This window comes from Streptomyces sp. NPDC004838, assembly GCF_053600955.1.
The window spans coordinates 52,737-70,549 of record NZ_JBSGAW010000023.1 but is presented as its reverse complement, the minus strand read 5'-3'; the positions used below and the strand labels follow the sequence as shown (position 1 = coordinate 70,549).

15 protein-coding genes are annotated in these 17,813 nt (G+C 69.8%); 8 read left to right on the top strand and 7 right to left on the bottom strand.

Features of this window, described 5'->3' with window-relative positions:
- Window positions 1–700: 700 nt before the first annotated feature.
- Complete coding sequence (locus ACWEFL_RS24610; protein WP_451716449.1) at window positions 701–1,090, bottom strand: hypothetical protein; 390 nt, start codon at window positions 1,088–1,090, stop codon at window positions 701–703.
- 1,067 nt (window positions 1,091–2,157) lie between these two features.
- Here ACWEFL_RS24610 and ACWEFL_RS24605 point away from each other — a divergent pair.
- The 4 genes from ACWEFL_RS24605 to ACWEFL_RS24590 all read left to right on the top strand — a co-directional run bounded on the left by ACWEFL_RS24605 (window position 2,158) and on the right by ACWEFL_RS24590 (window position 4,896).
- Window positions 2,158–3,228: a hypothetical protein gene (locus tag ACWEFL_RS24605; protein ID WP_451716446.1), complete on the top strand. Its 1,071-nt coding sequence runs from the start codon at window positions 2,158–2,160 to the stop codon at window positions 3,226–3,228.
- 171 nt (window positions 3,229–3,399) lie between these two features.
- Entirely contained in the window at window positions 3,400–3,696 is a 297-nt protein-coding gene (locus tag ACWEFL_RS24600; protein WP_451716443.1) for a putative quinol monooxygenase, read from the top strand.
- Between the two features lie 103 nt (window positions 3,697–3,799).
- Window positions 3,800–4,306 carry a hypothetical protein gene (locus ACWEFL_RS24595; protein WP_451716441.1) on the top strand — a complete coding sequence of 169 codons (507 nt, stop codon included), beginning with the start codon at window positions 3,800–3,802 and terminating at the stop codon, window positions 4,304–4,306.
- A 17-nt stretch (window positions 4,307–4,323) separates the two neighbouring features.
- Window positions 4,324–4,896 carry an HD domain-containing protein gene (locus tag ACWEFL_RS24590; RefSeq protein WP_451716438.1) on the top strand — a complete coding sequence of 191 codons (573 nt, stop codon included), beginning with the start codon at window positions 4,324–4,326 and terminating at the stop codon, window positions 4,894–4,896.
- On the opposite strand, the gene ACWEFL_RS24585 is transcribed toward ACWEFL_RS24590, so the two are convergent.
- Together ACWEFL_RS24585 and ACWEFL_RS24580 are read right to left on the bottom strand one after the other, a co-directional pair.
- The gene (locus tag ACWEFL_RS24585) at window positions 4,884–5,357 is read right to left on the bottom strand and encodes an NUDIX domain-containing protein (RefSeq protein ID WP_451716435.1); all 474 of its coding nucleotides are present in this window, start codon (window positions 5,355–5,357) and stop codon (window positions 4,884–4,886) included. The two genes, ACWEFL_RS24590 and ACWEFL_RS24585, sit on opposite strands and share 13 nt — an antisense overlap.
- Window positions 5,358–5,359: 2 nt before the next feature.
- Entirely contained in the window at window positions 5,360–6,076 is a 717-nt protein-coding gene (locus ACWEFL_RS24580; RefSeq protein ID WP_451716433.1) for an XRE family transcriptional regulator, read from the bottom strand.
- A 1,066-nt stretch (window positions 6,077–7,142) separates the two neighbouring features.
- Here ACWEFL_RS24580 and ACWEFL_RS24575 point away from each other — a divergent pair.
- Complete coding sequence (locus ACWEFL_RS24575; protein ID WP_451716430.1) at window positions 7,143–8,240, top strand: methyltransferase domain-containing protein; 1,098 nt, start codon at window positions 7,143–7,145, stop codon at window positions 8,238–8,240.
- 140 nt (window positions 8,241–8,380) lie between these two features.
- Here the strand turns inward: ACWEFL_RS24575 and ACWEFL_RS24570 are convergent, their stop codons facing one another.
- Window positions 8,381–10,006: an ABC transporter permease gene (locus ACWEFL_RS24570; protein WP_451716427.1), complete on the bottom strand. Its 1,626-nt coding sequence runs from the start codon at window positions 10,004–10,006 to the stop codon at window positions 8,381–8,383.
- Complete coding sequence (locus ACWEFL_RS24565; RefSeq protein ID WP_451716424.1) at window positions 10,003–10,962, bottom strand: ATP-binding cassette domain-containing protein; 960 nt, start codon at window positions 10,960–10,962, stop codon at window positions 10,003–10,005. Before ACWEFL_RS24565 ends, ACWEFL_RS24570 begins: the two co-directional genes overlap by 4 nt.
- Before the next feature lie 93 nt (window positions 10,963–11,055).
- On the opposite strand from ACWEFL_RS24565, the gene ACWEFL_RS24560 reads away from it, so the two are divergent.
- A complete protein-coding gene (locus ACWEFL_RS24560; RefSeq protein ID WP_451716421.1) occupies window positions 11,056–11,565 on the top strand; it encodes a GbsR/MarR family transcriptional regulator in 510 nt (169 codons plus the stop codon).
- Window positions 11,566–11,961: 396 nt separating this feature from the next.
- Here ACWEFL_RS24560 and ACWEFL_RS24555 read toward each other — a convergent pair whose 3' ends face one another.
- A complete protein-coding gene (locus ACWEFL_RS24555) occupies window positions 11,962–12,750 on the bottom strand; it encodes a diacylglycerol kinase (RefSeq protein ID WP_451716420.1) in 789 nt (262 codons plus the stop codon).
- A gap of 153 nt (window positions 12,751–12,903) precedes the next feature.
- Here ACWEFL_RS24555 and ACWEFL_RS24550 point away from each other — a divergent pair, with 153 nt between their 5' ends.
- The gene (locus ACWEFL_RS24550) at window positions 12,904–14,187 is read left to right on the top strand and encodes an adenylosuccinate synthase (protein ID WP_451716418.1); all 1,284 of its coding nucleotides are present in this window, start codon (window positions 12,904–12,906) and stop codon (window positions 14,185–14,187) included.
- 263 nt (window positions 14,188–14,450) lie between these two features.
- Here the strand turns inward: ACWEFL_RS24550 and ACWEFL_RS24545 are convergent, their stop codons facing one another.
- Window positions 14,451–16,478: an ABC transporter ATP-binding protein gene (locus ACWEFL_RS24545; RefSeq protein ID WP_451716417.1), complete on the bottom strand. Its 2,028-nt coding sequence runs from the start codon at window positions 16,476–16,478 to the stop codon at window positions 14,451–14,453.
- Between the two features lie 222 nt (window positions 16,479–16,700).
- Here ACWEFL_RS24545 and ACWEFL_RS24540 point away from each other — a divergent pair, with 222 nt between their 5' ends.
- Window positions 16,701–17,804, top strand: coding sequence for a hypothetical protein (locus tag ACWEFL_RS24540; protein WP_451716414.1), 1,104 nt, complete (start codon window positions 16,701–16,703; stop codon window positions 17,802–17,804).
- Window positions 17,805–17,813 lie beyond the last annotated feature (9 nt).

Sequence of the window (17,813 nt, the reverse complement as noted above, 5' to 3'; positions counted from 1 at the left end):
TCCCCTGACGGCCAACTCCTCGCCACCACCAGCTTCGACAACACCGTGCGGCTGCACCTCATCCCGCCGGACTACAAGGGCTGAGGAGTTCGGCGGGTCAGTTCGCCGGGGAGCGGTCCAGGTACCCGCGCCGGTGCATGTTCCGGGCAGGCGTACTGGATGAATCCGCTGCCGCTGGAACGCTCGACGTAGCCGACTTCGACGGCGGCGGTGGAGTGGCGTCCGCACGCGACGCAGATGCCGCCGCATCGAGAGGGTGCGTCCTGGGTGAGTCCTTCACGGGTCACCGGGCCCACCCCCATCCGGGGCCGCCTCGGGCCGTGCGTACGGGGGCGGCCTGGGTGAGGCGGGGGCCGTGGGGTGCGATGTGAAGTCGCCTGGCGGGGCGGGGGAGGGGGTGGAACCGGGGGATGGTCTGGGCCTGTTGCCTGAAAACGGCCTGCGCCTGCTCCTTCGTGGGCCCGGTCCAGGGGAGGGACCAGGGGTCCACGTAACGCGGAGGGGTGGGCCGAGCGGCGAAGTGGGCGGCAGTGTGGCGGCCTGGCCTGAATCGACGGCGGGGCCGGAGGGCGAGGGCCCACACGAGGGCGTGGGCGATAAAGTCGCACATGGTCGTCGCAGCTCCTTGTCTTGCGGCAAGCCCCGGCAGCACCGTTGGCGCGGTCTGTCGGGGCGTTCTCCTGCGGTGGCCCGTCTCGATTCAGGCGTTCTCGGAGTGGTGGGCGAGTAGGGTGTCCAGGTCCACCGGAGCGCAGGAGTTGAGTTGGACGACGAGTTGGCGGGCGAGGAGCCAGGGCAACCGCTCGTCCTCGTACGGGATGTACGCGTCGGCCTCCCTGACCTGCGGGACGAGTCCGGGGCGTGTGACGTGGGGACCGTAGAGGGTGCCGAAGTAGCCCCACGGGCGGGGCTCGCGTACCACTACGGTGGTGCATCCCTTACGGAGTTCCGGGCAGTACGCGGCAGCCCTGGGAGCACACTTCGGGCAGACGGGCGGGTGCACGACGGTGAGTCCCTCGGGCCAACCTGACGGGTTCGGCTCGGGGGTGTCGTCGATGAGCCACAGCGCCCCGCCTTCATGCTGGAACACGGCTGACGCGCCACAGATCTGACACAGCATCCCGCGCTGTGCGCGCCTCTGTCGCCGGACGTCGACCTCCCCGAACAACGGCCTTCCCTCGCGCCCCTGCGGTGCTGGCCTGCGGCCACGTGCGAGGAGTACACCCATCGGATCCCGGTCGAGGGTGATTTCGTCGGAGTACTGGATTCCCCGGCCCAGCGGACGAACGATCACCGGCATGCCGAGAGGTTCGTCGCCCTCGTACGGAACCAGCCACGGCACGGGACGCGGGCGCGTGGGAGTCGCGCCGGATTGGGGATTCCCGGAGGCGGGTTCGGCACCGTCATCGACTGCGGACATGGCGACAAGAGCCCTTCATCGGAGTTTTTCGGACTGCGGTCGGAGGCGCATTTTCAGATGCGTTCTCGCTGCGGCTTACCTTTCATTCGGCACTCTCCATCAGCGCCGTGACGGCTTGGCGATCGTCGGCGGGCCAAGCGGAATTCGGTGCGATGAACTCGTGTGACTCGCACGGGAATTCACCTGGACTTCCTTTCATCTCGACCACTTCGGGATCACCCACTGCCTCGGGAGTCGTGCCAGGTCACCGAGTACGTTCGACTTCGATGTCCTGAGCGTCTCGTCAGCGACTTCTCCTCGGCACGATCAGTGAACTCTTCTGTGCCGAGTGCGGACAGGGGAAGGAAGACGCAAGGGTGTTGAACGTGTTGAATGCCCCATCCGGCCGAATGGAGTGCGGCTAGATTTGGTTCATGGGCCGCTTACGTAACAACAGACTCGCACTGGCAATCGAAGAATCCGCACTCAGCTACGAATCCGTGGCCAGGGCAGTGCGAGCCGTCGCCCTCGCGGCCGGTGACTCTTCGCTCCGTACGAGTAGATCGACCGTCTCGTACTGGATCAAGGGCACTCCGCCGAGCCCGGCCACCGCCCGCTATCTGTGCGAAGCCCTGTCACGGCACCTTGGACGCCTCCTGACTCCGGGTGAATTGGGGCTTCCGGAGCCCGATACGTCTTCCGATCCCGCGGACTTGGGGCTTACCGTCGAAGACGATCCAGTGGAGACACTGGGGCGAATGGGGAGAGCCGATATCGAGCGACGCACCTTCCTGACGACCGCCGCCTACTCCGTGGCCGGTGCCGCGCTGCCGCTCGGTGTGGCGGGAGAGATCAAGGGGCGGACCGAGCGCGCTCTCGCGGGCGGGGTGGCCGGATCGGGTGAGGTGTCGGCTGTCCGCGAGATGGTGGCGATGTTCACCGCCATCGACGAGCGGCACGGTGGCCGACACGGCCGCAGCACCGTCGTGCAGTACCTCACGGACGATGTGGCCCGCCTGTGCAGATCCCGGTTCCGGACCGATGCCCTCCACAGGGAGATGTACTCGGCGGCGGCTTCCCTCGCCTACCTGGCGGGCTGGAAGGCGTACGACGCCGGGGAACACGGGCTCGCCCAGCGCTACTACCTTCAGGCGTTCAGCCTCGCCCAGCGCTCGGAGGTCCGGACGGACCAGGCGTACGTGCTGCGCATCCTCGCCCACCACGGCATGGACAACGGGCGACCCGAACACGTGCTGGGGCTGGCCGAAGCAGCGCTCCGGCTGAGCCGTGGCGTGGATCCCGCCACCGAGTCGCTGTTCGTGATCTGCCGTGCCCGCGCGCTCGCCGAGTCCGGGCAGGTCTCCGGCGCGCTCGCCGAGGCGGAACGCGCTCGGGGACTCGCCGTGCGGGGCGAGGCCGCCGAGATGACCGGATGGGCCTCGCTGTGGGGCGCGCCGGCCGCCACGATCAACTCCCATATGGCGAAGATCAACACCCGTGCGGGGAACCATCCGGCGGCCGAGGCGCACCATGCGAACGCCCGCAGGCGCTACGGCGCGACCCCCCACCAGCGGATCGCGGCCCTGTCGGCCGCCGCCGAGGGGCACGCCCAACTCCGGCAGGGGAAGATCGACCAAGCCTGCGGCACCTGGCACGCGGCCCTGGACACCATGGCCGGCATTCGTTCGTCCCGTACCCGCGAGGCGGTCCGGTCCATGCGCACCGATCTGGCCCGGTTTCGCGCTCGCGGATCCCGTCAGGCCCTGGAGTTCGAGGAACGGGCGAAAGTCTGGCTGCGACAGGAGGGCGGCCGGAGCGAAGGGGCTTGAGCCGCAGCACTCCATCGACGCGTGGAGCCGCTCCCGCCCGCCGACGACGCACCCGGCGGGCGAGATGTTCCGCAGCGAGTTGGCTCAACGGCGCGTGACGTGCCAATTCATCCGGAGGCCGTACTCATGGCGAACCCAGGAGGATCAGTGACAGGCGGATACGCACTTGTCGTGCGGTTCACCACCCGCGACGCCGACGCTGCCCGGCAGTTCGATGCCCTGGTGGACCGCACCCTTGAGGGCATCCGCGGTGAGCCGGGGACGCTCGCCTACATCGTGCATGTCCCCGAGGGGGAACCCCTCGTGCGGGTCTTCTACGAGTTGTATGCCAGCCGCGACGATTTCGAAGTCCACGAGGCGCAGGAGCACACCAAGCGGATGCTCGCGGAGCGGGATCAGTACCTGCTGGGCACCGAGGTGGAGTTCCTGAACGAGCTTTCCGGTACGAGGCCGACAGAGGAGCGATGAGTAAGTCTCGCGGCAAGGAGGTCGACCCTCGCGACCGCGCGTTCGGCCGTCGCGTAGCCGACTTCGGAAGAGGCCGGATCTGACACAGCAGCAGCTCGCCGCGTTGCTCAACAACCGCACATCAAGCTGGATGTCACAGGCCGAACGCGGAATCCAGCCGGTGCGCCGCATGGATGTGCTCCAGAAGATCTCGGAAGCGCTCGGTGTCACGACCCAAACACTGAACCCGGACGCCCCGATGCCCGCGCCAACAGCCGTGACCGCCCCGATCAAGGCCAATGATCTGGACGGAGCGCGGCTGGCGCTCGCCGGACATCCGGCACTCAGCGCTCTTCTTCACCTTCTCGCGGGCCGAAACCACCAGCATGCGGCCGATCACGCAAGCGTGCTGCCGGATTGCGCGGGATTGCTGACGCGAGGGGTGAACCGGATGAGTCTCGTTCTGGGGTCGTCGGCCGTTCTTCCCGCCGTACCGGGATGCGCGACGCGTCGGACGAGTGGATCCGCCCGCGGCCCGGCACCTTGTCGTCGATACGGAAGCTCGTGTGATGCTGAGCGTGAGGCTGCACGCAGCGGGAGGCTTGCACCGAGTCAGCTCTGCCGGAATTGAGAGGAGCGCTCCTCACTATGAACGCGAAGGAACTCACCCTTTGGGCCTATCCGCTGGCCGAATCGCTGCTGGCCGACACGCTTTCCCGTCGGTGGAAGCACTCGCTCGGAGTGGCGGAACGGGCGCGGACCATCGCTCCCATCCTCGGTGCGGATGCTGACCTCCTGGAGGCGGCGGCGTTGCTCCATGACATCGGCTACGCCCCCGATCTGGCGAAGACCGGTTTCCACCCACTGGACGGCGCACGGTTTCTGCGGGATGTCGAGCACGCAGACGAGAGGGTCGTACGGCTGGTCGCCCGGCATTCGTGCGCATGGATGGAGGCAGACGCGCGGGGCCTGCGCGACGAGTTGGAAAGCGAGTTTCCGCCGGAGCTTCCTCACCTGTCGGATGCCCTCTGCTACTGCGATATGAACACGACTCCCGACGGGACGCCGACCAATCCCGTCGACCGTGTGGACGAGATCGCCGGGAGGTACGGACCGGACAGCCTGATCGGTACTTTCATCCGCCGCGCCGAACCGGAGATCCTCGCATGCTCGGCTCGGGTGCTGGAACGTCTCGCTGTCGTCAGGCGTCAGCCGATGTAGGGAGTCGTGCGGTCCCGTGCCATCGCGTGCCCGATGCGCAGTCGCATCGTGGGATGGATGTCGAGTTCGGCCAGATCCATGGGGTCCACCCAGCGGACCTGAGTCGTCTCGGCGCTGGTTCGGATCTGGCCGCCGACCGGCCGGGCCCGGAAGCAGATACTGAACTGCTGCCGTGCCTCTCCGTCGTCGTACAGCATCACATGGCCGGGATCGGTGTAGATTCCCGAGACGTCGATGACCTCGGCCTTGATGCCGGTCTCTTCCCAGACCTCGCGTACCACTGTGTCGCTGATGGACTCGCCGATGTCGTGGCCCCCGCCGGGGAGCGCCCATCGACCGTTGTCGGAACGTTGGATGACGAGCACTTCGCCCGCGTCGTTCTGTACGTAGGCGACGACCGAGGGCACCACGGAGTTGGCCGGCGGGGCGTCGGCGTCGTGGAAGTAGTCGATCCGTCCCATGCTCAAGCTCCTCCGAGATCTTCATCCGTCACCTGGCGCGCGCTTTCCCAGGTCCGCTCGATGCTCTTGGCATAGGTGTCGAAGAGGCCGCCTCCCGGCAAGCGCCGTAGGTGGAGTACAGGTGCTAGATACGCGCCGATTCCGTAGACGTGGGTGTTCACCAGCATTTCGTCATCGGCCCGGAAGATCGAGTTGTAGAGCGTGGCGTCATGCAGCCGGAATCCGATACCCGGATGGGTTTCGCGCAACTTCCGATAGTTCAGCAGCGTATTGCGGATTTTTCCTCCCATGATCTGGTGACCTTCGTCGATGCCGCGCTGCGTGACCGCTGGGCAATCAGGTTCCCCCAGGAGGATGCGCACCTGCACTTTCCCGTCTGACTTCGCCCGGAGAATTTCATGAAACAGGGGGTCTTCGGACAGCCACAGTCCGGAGTAGACGAGAAGGTCGATTCGGCTCTTGGCCCGTCCGTAGACTTCGCGCCACAGCCCAGCCGGCACCATGTGCCGATGGGGATAGACGGTGATTATCTCGGCTCGGCTCAGGTCCGACGCGGCGTCGACCGTGCGGGAGTCTTCCCACAGGGTGGTCACGTCGACTTTCAGCAGTGAGGCCGTAGCGTATTGGTGCCGTCGATATGGCCTTTTCCCTTTGGTGATCCAGCGCTCAACTGTCTTTGGGTTCACCTCGATGGCGTCTGCGAGATCCTGCACGGTCATGGCCCGAGCCAGAAGGGCCGACCTTAAGCGTTCGTTGGACATCTCAACCCCCGATGGGACGTCTTGGGACCTCTTGGCGGCAGCGAGATCACCTCAAGACGTCCAAGCGGGAAGTGAACAACGCCCCGCGTCAGCATTGATTCTGATGGTAAGTCAACTAACCCGCCCAAGCGCCCTGACAGCCCGGAACGGGCCGATCCAGCGGAGTTTGCCGAATACTGTCAAGGAGTCGACCGACTGTGTGCGATGTCGTCGCCCGCACCCTTGTACGGGTGCTGGCCTTTCTCCGCTCCTGGAGCCGCCGCCCCAGGCCCGGCCCCCACCAAGCCCGCTGCCTCGCGGAATCGCCATACTCCGAACTCGTCTCCCCATGGGCCCGCCCCTGGACCGGGCCGACCAAGGAACAGGCCCGCGTGTTCTTCCGGCAGCAGGCGGAGACCACACTTCGACTCCGCCGCGTACAGCGACGGCGGTGGCTCAGGCTTTTCTACGCACCCCACGGTATCGGCGTCCCCTGTGCCGATCCGGGAGTCTCCCACCCCAGACCGAGGGGGAACCGGGTGACCGCTGATGCCTTGACCGGTTCGCCGCCGGAGTTCCGTACTGTCGAGTGCTGCGACTGCGGCCGGGAGACCGCAGCTCCGATCGCGGTCCGGTGGATTCCCCGGGCAAGCGGGTCGGGGACGACCCTCTACGCCTGCCCCGAGTGCGAACCCACTCTCACCCTTGGGCCGACCCCAGGTGAGTTGACCCCGGACGTGTGACACCGTCCCCTGCGAAATCCCGCGGAACTCGCGTCCGGTTTCCCCGTACCGCCGGACGCGGTCGGCGCGACGTGTGGACTCCGTACCCGATCCGCGCGCCGCGTGCCCCGGTGTACGGGAGCGAATGAGTGCGACACCTCTGCGAAAGGAGCCCGTCGTGGGCAAGCATGGAGACGGAAAGGGCGGATCCGAGGGCGATCAGCAGCAGTCGCCGAGGGAGTCCGACGGTCAGTGGAACAAGCCTGTGACCAACCCTCCGAAGAAGGACAAGTGACACGATCGTGAGTTCGCCGGAGCGGTTGATGGAGATCCTGACCGACAAGAGAGCCATCCCGCCCGGTTGGGAGGGTGCGGTCGGCTCGGTGCGGCGGGAGTTGTTTCTGCCGGACACCATCGAGGTGCACGGCCGCGCCGTCTCCCGTAGTTGCCACCCCGAGCAGTGGCTCGACCATGTCTACGGAGACCTGCCGCTGACCACCCAGGTCAACGACGGGAACGGAACCCCGGAGGGCGGCTATCGGCTGCCCACTTCCTCCAGTTCGATGCCGTCGGTCATGCTCCAGATGCTCGGACTGCTCCGGGCCGAGCCCGGTCACACCGTCCTGGAAGCGGGCGCGGGCACCGGTTACAACGCGGCCTGGCTCGCGCATCGGCTCGGTGGTGACCGGGTCACTTCCGTGGACATCGACCCCGGGTTGGTCGAGCGGGCCGTACGGAATGTCACGGCGGCCGGATACACGCCGAGGATCGTGCACGGTGACGCCGACCAGGGCTGGCCGCCCGGCGCTCCGTACGATCGGCTCATCGCCACCTACGCCGTGCCGGTCAGCCCGTACGCATGGGTGGAGCAGGTGCCACGCGGGCGGATCGTCGCTCCGTGGGGAGGGAGCTTCTTCCCGCACAGCTTCGTCACCGTGCAGACGGAGGGCGGGGTCGGGCGCGGCCGGTTCAGCGGTTTTCCCTCGTTCATGCGGACGCGCAACGACCGCCCCCACCGCGGCTATCTCGCCGACTTCCTCCATCACACGGACCAAGTGGACGTCGGCCGGACCGCGTTGAACCCGCTGGACGTCGTCGGCGACGCCGACGCCCTGTTCTTCATCGGCCTGGCGCTGCCCACCGTCTGGCACCTGCTCGTGGAGGCCGGGGACGGCAGCGGTGAATCCACCTGGTGGCTCCTCGCCGACGACCGGGCCTCCTGGGCTTCGGCCGACTACGTACCCGGTCAGGACGACTATGCGGTGGAGCAGTACGGATCCCGGCGGCTGTGGGACGAGTTGGAGACCGCTTACCGGGCGTGGGAACGTCTCGAACGCCCCGAACGCGGCCGTGCCGGACTGACGGTCGACTGCGAGGGGCAGCGGGTGTGGCTCGACTCGGAGGAGCACGTCATCGCCTGACGGCCCGTCCGCCTTCGTGCGGCCGGACACCGGCAGGGCTCGGTGCCCGGATTCCGCTACGGATCCGGGCACCGAGCGTTCATCGGGGCCGGGGCCGCCGGGGCCGTGACCGGGCGGCCCCACGGCGCGCCGGCCGGGTCTCAGGTCTGCATGTCCCTGCGCCGCAGTGCCGCCAGGCCCGTGCCCGTCAGGGTCGCCGCCAGTGCCGTCAGGATGAGGACCGGCGGCCAGGACATGGCGTCGCCCGGCATCTTCGGCAGATGGCTGAACGGCGAGAGGTTCATGACCCCTTCGGGCAGGTCGAGCGCCGGGCCGATCCAGCCGATCGCCAGGCAGAGTCCGACGAGAGCCCAGGACGCGGACGCGAGCCTCGGGAGCAGCCCGTACGCCAGGACCGCGAGCCCGCCCAGCAGCCAGGCCGCCGGGACCGTGACCAGGGCCGCGCCCAGGATCGAGCCGAAGTCCTCGCCGTGGCCGATCGCGAGGCCGAGGCCCGCGACGGCCGTGAGCAGGGCGGCCCCGCCGAACGCGATGACGAGATGTCCCGCGGCCCAGCCGAGCCGGCCGACGGCGTTCGCCAGGATCGGCTCGGCGCGCTGCGAGGTCTCCTCGCCGTGGAGCCGCATGACGGAGGAGACCGCGTACAGCGCCGCGAGCATGCCGAGCATGCCGGTCATCGCGGCGAGGAACGCGTCGGTCATGCCGGTCTGGCCGCCCAGGCGCTCGAAGAGTTCCCGCGCGCCCTCGTTCTCGCCGACCAGGTCCGCCGCGCCCGTGGCCATGCCGCCGAAGACGATCCCGGAGAGGAGGAACCCGGCCGTCCAGCCGAAGAGCGTGCCGCGCTGAAGCCGCCAGGCGAGCCCGGTGGCCGTGCCGAGCTTTCCGGTCGCGGGCCCCGGCCGGGTCGGCAGGAAGCTCATGCCCACATCCCGCCGCCCGGCGAGCACATACGCCACCGAGCCCTGGGCGATCACCGCCGCGGCGAGCAGCAGCAGGACCCCCCAGCGCTCATCCCCGTACGGGTGGACGTTCTGAGCCCAGCCGAGCGGGGAGAGCCAGGTCAGCACGGACGAACCGTCGTTCGTGGAGGCGTCCCCCGCCGCCCGCAGGACGAACGCCGTGCCGAGCGTCGCCGCCGTGAGGCCGCGGGCGAGCCGGGCGCTCTCGGTGAGCTGGGCCATGATCGCGGCCATGCCCGCGAAGAGCATCCCGATCCCGGCGATCGCGAGGCCCAGCGCGAGCGCGCCGGTCGTGGAGCCGGTCGGCCCGGCCAGGCCCGCGGTGATGATCAGGGCGACGCCGGCGTTGGCGGCGAGGGCCGTGAGCATCGCCGCGGTCAGCGGGGCGCGCCGCCCCACCACCGCGGAGGACAGCATCTCCTGACGCCCGGTCTCCTCCTCCTCGCGTGTGTGCCGGATGACGATCAGCAGGCTCATCACGGCGGCCAGCACCGCGACGAAGCCGCCGAAGCGCCACGCGACGAGCCCGCCGATCGAGTCGTCGAAGACGGGTCCGTACATGGCGCGCAGCGAGCCGTTGGTGGCCATGGACCGGGCGAGGTCGGCGCGCTTCGCGGCGGTGTCGTACAGACCCTCGATGGTTCCGGCGCCGCTCACGACGACCATCGCCAGCACGATCACCCAGGCCGGCGCCATGACCCGGTCCTGCCGCAGCGCGAGCCGCAGCAGCGCGCCCGTGCCGGCGAAGGGGCGGGCGCCGCCGCGTGTGCGGGGCGTGGCGACGGCGGTGTCCACGAGGGTGGTCATCGCGCCACCGCCCCTTCCTCCGCCGCGTTCCCTTCCGCCGGGGTGTAGTGGCGCAGGAAGAGTTCCTCCAGCGTCGGCGGGGTGCTGGTCAGCGACCGTACGCCCGACTCGGTGAGCGAGCGGAGCACCGCGTCCAGCTGGTCCGTCTCGACCTGGAGCCTGACCTTGGACCAGAGCCCCTGGCCCGGGGGCGCCTGTACGGTCTGGATGTCGAGATCGTGGACGCCGGGGAGGTGGACGAGCCCGTTCGGCCGGCCGGCGAGTTCGGCGGTGACGCTCGTACGGGTCAGATGGCGCAGCTCGGCGAGTGAGCCGCTCTCCACCGTCCGCCCCTTGCGGATGATGCTGACCCGGTCGCAGAGGGTCTCCACCTCGCTGAGGATGTGCGAGGAGAGCAGTACGGTACGGCCGCGGTCCCGCTCCTCCTCCACGCACTTCTGGAAGACCTCCTCCATCAGCGGGTCCAGCCCGGACGTCGGCTCGTCGAGGACGAGCAGGTCCACGTCCGAGGCGAAGGCCGCGACCAGTGCGACCTTCTGCCGGTTGCCCTTGGAGTAGGTGCGGCCCTTCTTGGTCGGGTCCAGCTCGAACCGCTCGATCAGCTCCGCCCGGCGTGCCTTGTCGAGGCCGCCCCGGAGGCGTCCGTACAGATCGATGACCTCGCCGCCGGACAGATTGCGCCACAGGGTCACGTCTCCGGGCACGTACGCGAGACGGCGGTGCAGTTCCACGGCGTCGTTCCACGGGTCCCGGCCGAGGAGCCGGGCGGTGCCGCCGTCGGCGCGCAGCAGTCCGAGCAGGACGCGGATGGTGGTCGACTTCCCGGAGCCGTTGGGGCCGAGGAAGCCGTGGACCTCGCCGGTCCGGACGCTGAGGTCGAGGCCGTCCAGCGCGTGCGTCCGGCCGAAGGACTTGTGCAGGGCGGATACCTCGACAGCGAGCTGTTCCTTGGTCATGATTCAGAAAGTACGCTTCTTTCAGAAAGTTGTGAAGTTAAGGAAGCGTATAAAGTTGGTCATGGGTGGGTGATCAGGGGAGAGGATCGAAGAATGACCGAGCAGCCCATGGCCGACGCCGCGTACGAGAGGGACGACGCGGTGTTGTCCGTCTTCGTGGAGCGCTTCGCCGCCCAGTTGGCGGAGGCGGGCATGCCCCGGATGGCGGCCCGTGTCTTCGCGGCGATCCTCGTGTCCGACTCCGGTGCGCTGACGGCGGCGGAGCTGGCGGAACGGCTGAAGATCAGCGCGGCGGGGGTCTCCGGCGCCGTGCGGTATCTCGCGCAGGTCAACATGGTCTCCCGCGAGCGGGAGCCGGGGTCGCGCCGGGAGCGGTACCGAGTCCATATGAACCAGTGGTACGAGGCGCTCACCAACCGCGACCAGATGATGAAGCGGTGGGAGGACACGATGCGGGAAGGGGTGGTGGCGGTGGGGCCGGACTCCCCTGCTGGGCGGCGGTTGGCGGAGACGGAGGAGTTCTTCGCGTTTCTGCGGGAGGAGCTCTCGCCGCTGCTGGAGCGGTGGCGGAAGCGCCAGGAGGGGGTGTCCGGGCCGGAGTGAGGAGGCGTCCGGGGGACGCCCCTGCCGGGGGCGCGCCGGTGGGCCGTGCCGGGGCTCCGCCCCGAGCCCCGAGCCCCGAGCCCGCGCCTCGGCCGCAGGCGGGGGCCGCCTGTGCGGGGCTGGCGGTGGTCCGTCCGGCCGTGGTCCGTCCGGCCGTGACCTGTGCGGCCGTGACCTGTGCGGCCATGGCCCGTCCGGGGCGGGCCGTTCGGAGGTGACCTGGCCGGTGGTCGGGAGCGCACCCCGCCAGGCAGCGGCGAGCATCGATAGCCGGCCGGAACCCCGCCGGAAACCCGCCGGACCGCAACCCTGCCGCAACCCTGTCGGACCGGAAACCCGCCGCAACGCTGCCGCAACCCCGTCGGAGACCCCGCCTGGAACACGGCCCCGAGGCGGTCAGGGCAGCGTCAGCCCCCACGCGCCCGCGCGCAGGGTCCACGTGCGGGTGCGGACCGGGCCGGTGATGACCGTATCGGCGCGGTAGCGGAAATCGGGGCCCGAGGCCGTGACGGTCAGGGCCTTCGCGGTGAGCGGCTCCGCGGGGGCGGGGGGCTGGATGGTGATCTCGACACGCCCGTCGGCCGTACGGAGAATGAGGGACTCGATCTCCTGGTCGAGGTCGGCGAGCAGAACCCCGTCCGCCTCCACGCGCAGCCGGTGCGGCCGGGCGACCGGTGGCGGGGCCGGGCGGACCAGACCGCGGACCAGCGTCCGGCACGCGGCCCAGAGGGATCCCGCGCCCGGACCGTCCGGCACGGGCCCCGCCGGGACGGACACCTCGCCGATCACCACCCCGTCACTCTCGTCGACGAGCAGATCCAGCCGCCGGACGACCCCGTCCAGCACCGCCCGCGCCGCCGCCACCGGGCCCGGAGGCACGCCGAGCGAGTGCGCCAGCTCGACGCGGGCTCCCACCGGCACGAGGGACAGCGCGCCGTCGCCGAGCCACCGGTCGCGGTGCAGCAGTGTCACCGCACGCAGCAGCGCACGGTCGTCACCGACGATCACCGGCCGCCGCGAACCCCTGCGGGCCAGCGCCCGCGCGAAGTCCTCCGGACCCTCCGGAAGGCAGATTTTCGCCTCCGACCCGCCGCACAGCACATCTTTCGCGATCCGAACGGACTCGCCGTCGCTTCGGCGGGCGACCGGGTCGATGACCACCAGCAGCTGGTCGTGAGCCGACACCTCGGTCCTTCCTCGGGTAGCATCTTTGTGCAAGAGCCCCTTGCGCTATTGCGCCAGGGGCTTCGTCTATTCCGGGGCAACCGGTCCAGCGGACTCGGGCGGGCTGAGGCCCCCCGACCTTGGACATGCCCCGCCCGGAAGGGGTGTACGCCTGTGCCCGCACTTGTGCTGCTCGGTGCTCAGTGGGGTGACGAGGGCAAGGGAAAGGCCACCGACCTGCTCGGTGGATCCGTTGACTATGTGGTGCGATACCAGGGTGGCAACAACGCCGGCCACACGGTCGTCGTCGGCGACCAGAAGTACGCGCTCCACCTCCTCCCCTCCGGCATCCTCTCACCGGGGTGCACCCCGGTGATCGGCAACGGTGTCGTGGTCGACCCGGCCGTCCTGCTCTCCGAGCTGAGTGGGCTCAACGACCGCGGAGTCGACACGTCCAAGCTGCTGATCAGTGGAAACGCTCATCTGATCACCCCGTACAACGTCACGCTCGACAAGGTGACGGAACGGTTCCTCGGGAAGCGCAAGATCGGTACGACGGGCCGTGGCATCGGCCCGACCTACGCCGACAAGATCAACCGTGTGGGTATCCGCGTCCAGGACCTGTACGACGAGTCGATCCTCGAGCAGAAGGTCGAGGCGGCGCTGGAGGCCAAGAACCAGCTCCTCGCCAAGGTCTTCAACCGCCGGGCGATCGAGACGGGCCGGATCGTCGACGAGATGCTCCAGTACGCGGAGCAGCTCCGGCCGTTCGTCGCCGACACCACGCTGGTCCTGAACAAGGCCATCGACGACGGCAAGGTCGTCCTCTTCGAGGGCGGCCAGGGCACGCTGCTCGACGTGGACCACGGCACGTACCCCTTCGTCACCTCCTCGAACCCGACGGCGGGCGGCGCGTGCACCGGCGCGGGCGTCGGCCCGACCAAGATCACGCGGGTCATCGGCATCCTCAAGGCGTACACGACCCGCGTCGGAGCCGGTCCCTTCCCCACCGAGCTGTTCGACGAGGACGGCGAGGCGCTGCGCCGCATCGGCGGCGAGCGGGGTGTGACCACCGGCCGTGACCGCCGCTGCGGCTGGTTCGACGCGGTGATCGCGCGGTACGCGACCCGTGTCAACGGCCTCACGGACTTCTTCCTCACCAAGCTGGACGTGCTGACCGGCTGGGAGCAGATCCCGGTCTGCGTCGCGTACGAGATCGACGGCAAGCGCGTCGAGGAGCTGCCGTACTCCCAGACCGACTTCCACCACGCGAAGCCGGTCTACGAGATGCTGCCGGGCTGGTCCGAGGACATCACCAAGGCCCAGACCTTCGAGGACCTGCCGAAGAACGCGCGGGACTACGTGAAGGCGCTGGAGGAGATGTCGGGCGCGCCGATCTCGGCGATCGGGGTCGGTCCGGGCCGTACGGAGACGATCCAGATCAACTCGTTCCTGTAGGAACCCAGGCGGTGGGTGCGCCCGAGCGGTCGGTCCGATTCGCCGCGCTCGGGCGCACCGCTGTTCGGGCGCACCGCTGTTAGGGCGGGGGCGCTCAGGTGGGGTGCCCGCTGAGCGGGGCGGCCGGTGCGGGACGGCCGGTTCCGGTTCCGGTCTCGGCCGGTTCCGGTCTCGGGCCCGGCCGGTCTCGGCTGCCGGGGCCGTCGGGAGGTGCGGCGGCCGCCACAGCCGGACCGACGCGCCTCCCGGCCCCACCGGGCCCTTCAGACCGGCAGCTCGACCCCGTCGTCCCGGAGGTCCCGCCCGTCATGGGAGGCCGCGGTCGCCCCCGCGGCCGTATGCGCGCCCGTGCCCGCGTCCGTACGCTCGTGTCCCGAGGATCCGTCCTGCCCCCCGTGACCACTGGGCCCGTCGTACCGCGCTTCCGCTTCCGCTTCCGCGAACTGCGTCCGGTACAGCTCCGCGTACCGCCCGTCCGCCGCGAGCAGCCCCTCGTGCGTACCGCGTTCCACGATCCGGCCGCCCTCCACGACGAGGATCAGGTCGGCGGCGCGGACGGTGGAGAGCCGGTGGGCGATGACCACGGCGGTGCGCCCCTCCAGCGCCTCGGCGAGGGCCGCCTGCACAGCGGCCTCCGAGGTGTTGTCGAGGTGGGCGGTCGCCTCGTCCAGGATGACGACGCGCTGGCGGGCGAGGAGCAGCCGCGCGATGGTCATACGCTGGCGCTCACCGCCCGAGAGCCGGTAGCCGCGTTCGCCGACGACGGTGTCGAGCCCATCGGGCAGCGACCGCACCAGCTCGGCGAGCCGGGCCCGGCGCAGCACGTCCCACAGCTCGTCCTCCGTGGCCTCGGGCCGGGCGAGCAGCAGATTCTCGCGTACGGACTCGTGGAACAGGTGCCCGTCCTGCGTGACCATGCCGAGCGTGGCGCGCAGCGAGCGGGCGGACAGGTCCCGTACATCGACTCCGCCGACGCGGACCGCGCCCTCGTCCACGTCGTACAGCCGCGGCAGCAGGCTCGCGATGGTCGACTTGCCCGCGCCGGACGAGCCGACGAGGGCGATGGTCTGCCCGGCCTCGGCGCGGAAGGAGATCCCGCGCAGGACGTCGTCACCGCCCCGCTCGTCGAGCGAGGCGACCTCCTCCAGCGAGGCGAGGGAGACCTTCTCGGCGGACGGGTAGCCGAAGCGGACGCCGTCGAACTCGACGGACACGGGTCCTTCGGGCACCTCACGGGCGTTCGGCTTCTCGTCGATGAGCGGCTCGAGGTCCAGGATCTCGAAGACGCGCTCGAAGCTGACGAGGGCGCTCATCACCTCGACCCGTGCCCCGGCGAGTGCGGTGAGCGGCGCGTACAGCCGGGTCAGCAGAAGCGCGAGCGCGACGACGGCGCCGGGCTCCAGGCTGCCGCGCAGGGCGTAGTAGCCGCCGAGGCCGTAGACCAGGGCGAGCGCGAGCGCGGAGACCAGGGTGAGGGCGGTGATGAAGGCGGACTGCGCCATCGCCATCCGTACGCCGATGTCCCGCACCCTGCTCGCGCGCGCCGCGAACTCCACCGACTCCTCGTCCGGCCGCCCGAAGAGCTTGACCAGCGTGGCTCCGGGGGCGGAGAAGCGTTCCGTCATCCGGGTGCCCATCGAGGCGTTGAGCCGTGCCGCCTCCCGCTGGAGCCCCGCCATCCGCGCGCCCATCCGGCGGGCGGGCACGACGAACACCGGCAGCAGGACCAGCGCGAGCAGCGTGATCTGCCAGGAGAGCGTGAGCATCACGGCGAGCGTCAGCAGCAGCGTGACCAGATTGCTCACCACACCGGAGAGGGTGTTGCTGAACGCGCGCTGCGCGCCGACGACGTCGTTGTTGAGCCGGCTGACGAGCGCGCCGGTACGGGTGCGTGTGAAGAACGCGACGGGCATCCGCTGCACATGGTCGAAGACCGCGCGCCGGAGATCGAGGATCAGGCCCTCGCCGAGGTTCGCCGACAGCCACCGCTGGAGCAGGCCGAGCCCCGCTTCGGCGACGGCGATCACCGCGATCAGCAGGGCGATCCTGATGACCGTGCCCGATGCCCCGCCGGACACGATCGTGTCGACGACCCGTCCGGCGAGGATCGGTGTGGCCACGGCGAGCAGTGCCGTGAGAACGCTCAGAAGGAGGAACTGGGTGATACGGCGACGGTGGGGCCGGGCGAACGCGGCGATACGGCGCACGGTCGCGCGGGCGAAGGGCCGCCGGTCCTGCTGGGCGGTCATGGCGGAGTGAAGCTGGCTCCAGGCGGTGGTCTCCATGCTCATGCGGAGGACCATATGACCTCAAGTTATCTTGAGGTCAAGCGCGGCTGTCTCTTGAGGCCGAGCCCGGCCTGAAAGCTGCCTGAACGCCGTCCGAACGCCGTCCGAAGACCGCAGGAAGACCGCAGGAAGACCGCAGGAAGGCCGCAGGAAGGCCGCAGGAAGGCCGTTCCGAAGACCTTGAAGATCTACCGGCCGTCAGCCGGGCCCGACACAATCACCCGTATGACGATCACCACGGGCGTGCCGCCCACGCGCAGCACCCCCGTCGCCCTCGCCCGCGGGTTCCTGACGGGTGGTGTGATCGGGACGTCGCTGGCCGCTCTCATCGTCGGCGGCGTCGTGGAGAGCGTGCCGCTGTTCGTCACGGGGCTGGGCCTGCCCGCGGTCTACGGCCTGCTCCTCTTCCTGGCCGGTGCGCCGCGGCGGGCACGGGAGGCGGCCGTCGTACCCCGCACGGCGCTCGCGATGATCGAGAGCCTGCACGCCATCGGGGGTGAGTCGAGCGATGTGCCGGTGCGGTTCGACCTCACCGTCGCGCCGGACGGCGGGACGGCGTACCGCGTCGAGATCACGCAGGACATCAACCTCGTCGACCTGCCCGACTACCGGCCGCGCGGCATCGTGGTGGTCCAGTACCCGCCGGACCGGCCGTGGCGGGTGAGAATCGTGAAACGGCCGACACCCGAATGGGAGGACCGGGCGGCCGGGGCCCGCATCGACTCGGTGCCCGGGCCGGCCATGGCGAGCGAGCCTCCCGAGGGCTGTGCCTTCGGCTTCGTCGGGCTCCTCGGCCTGCTGCTCGGCGCGGCGGGGGTGGTCCTGCTGTTCCGCGCCGACCTGTCCGGGCAGGACGCCACCGCGCGGCCTCCCTCATCCGTCGGGCCCTCCGTCGGACCTTCCGTCTCCGCCACGTCGTCGACCACGGTCGTGACGTCGGCGTTCGGTACGGTCTCCCTCGGCCCGGACCAGTCGTTCCTCGACAAGGGCGCGCTGCGTCGGGCCGTCGACTCGCTCACCGAGGGCCAGGGCACGCGCCCCGCCCTCACCGTCGTCGTGCAGGAGCGTCTGCTGTCGGTCGTGTTCGCTCCCATCGGTTCGCAGGCCGGACGGTTCGACCCGGGTTCCCTGCCCTACGAACGGTTCCCCGCCCTGGTCGAGGAGGCCACGACCACGCTCGGTGTCCGCTCCCCGCAGAGCTGGCAGATCACCGCCGAGGACCTCACCGGCTCCCTCACCATCAGGGTCGGCGTGACCGGCCCCGACGGCGCGGCCTCACTCGAGGCGGACGGCAAGGGCAAGGTGGTGCGGCGCACCCCGGCGCACTGACGCTGACGC

Bases quoted from the DNA above. Each gene is read 5' to 3' on its own strand.
- ACWEFL_RS24590 (WP_451716438.1), top strand. From the start codon at position 4,324: ATGAACGCGAAGGAACTCACCCTTTGGGCCTATCCGCTGGCCGAATCG.
- ACWEFL_RS24570 (WP_451716427.1), bottom strand. From the start codon at position 10,006: ATGACCACCCTCGTGGACACCGCCGTCGCCACGCCCCGCACACGCGGC.
- ACWEFL_RS24540 (WP_451716414.1), top strand. From the start codon at position 16,701: ATGACGATCACCACGGGCGTGCCGCCCACGCGCAGCACCCCCGTCGCC.
- ACWEFL_RS24580 (WP_451716433.1), bottom strand. From the start codon at position 6,076: ATGACCGTGCAGGATCTCGCAGACGCCATCGAGGTGAACCCAAAGACA.
- ACWEFL_RS24545 (WP_451716417.1), bottom strand. From the start codon at position 16,478: ATGAGCATGGAGACCACCGCCTGGAGCCAGCTTCACTCCGCCATGACC.
- ACWEFL_RS24575 (WP_451716430.1), top strand. From the start codon at position 7,143: ATGGAGATCCTGACCGACAAGAGAGCCATCCCGCCCGGTTGGGAGGGT.
- ACWEFL_RS24560 (WP_451716421.1), top strand. From the start codon at position 11,056: ATGACCGAGCAGCCCATGGCCGACGCCGCGTACGAGAGGGACGACGCG.
- ACWEFL_RS24605 (WP_451716446.1), top strand. From the start codon at position 2,158: ATGGGGAGAGCCGATATCGAGCGACGCACCTTCCTGACGACCGCCGCC.
- ACWEFL_RS24565 (WP_451716424.1), bottom strand. From the start codon at position 10,962: ATGACCAAGGAACAGCTCGCTGTCGAGGTATCCGCCCTGCACAAGTCC.
- ACWEFL_RS24585 (WP_451716435.1), bottom strand. From the start codon at position 5,357: ATGGGACGGATCGACTACTTCCACGACGCCGACGCCCCGCCGGCCAAC.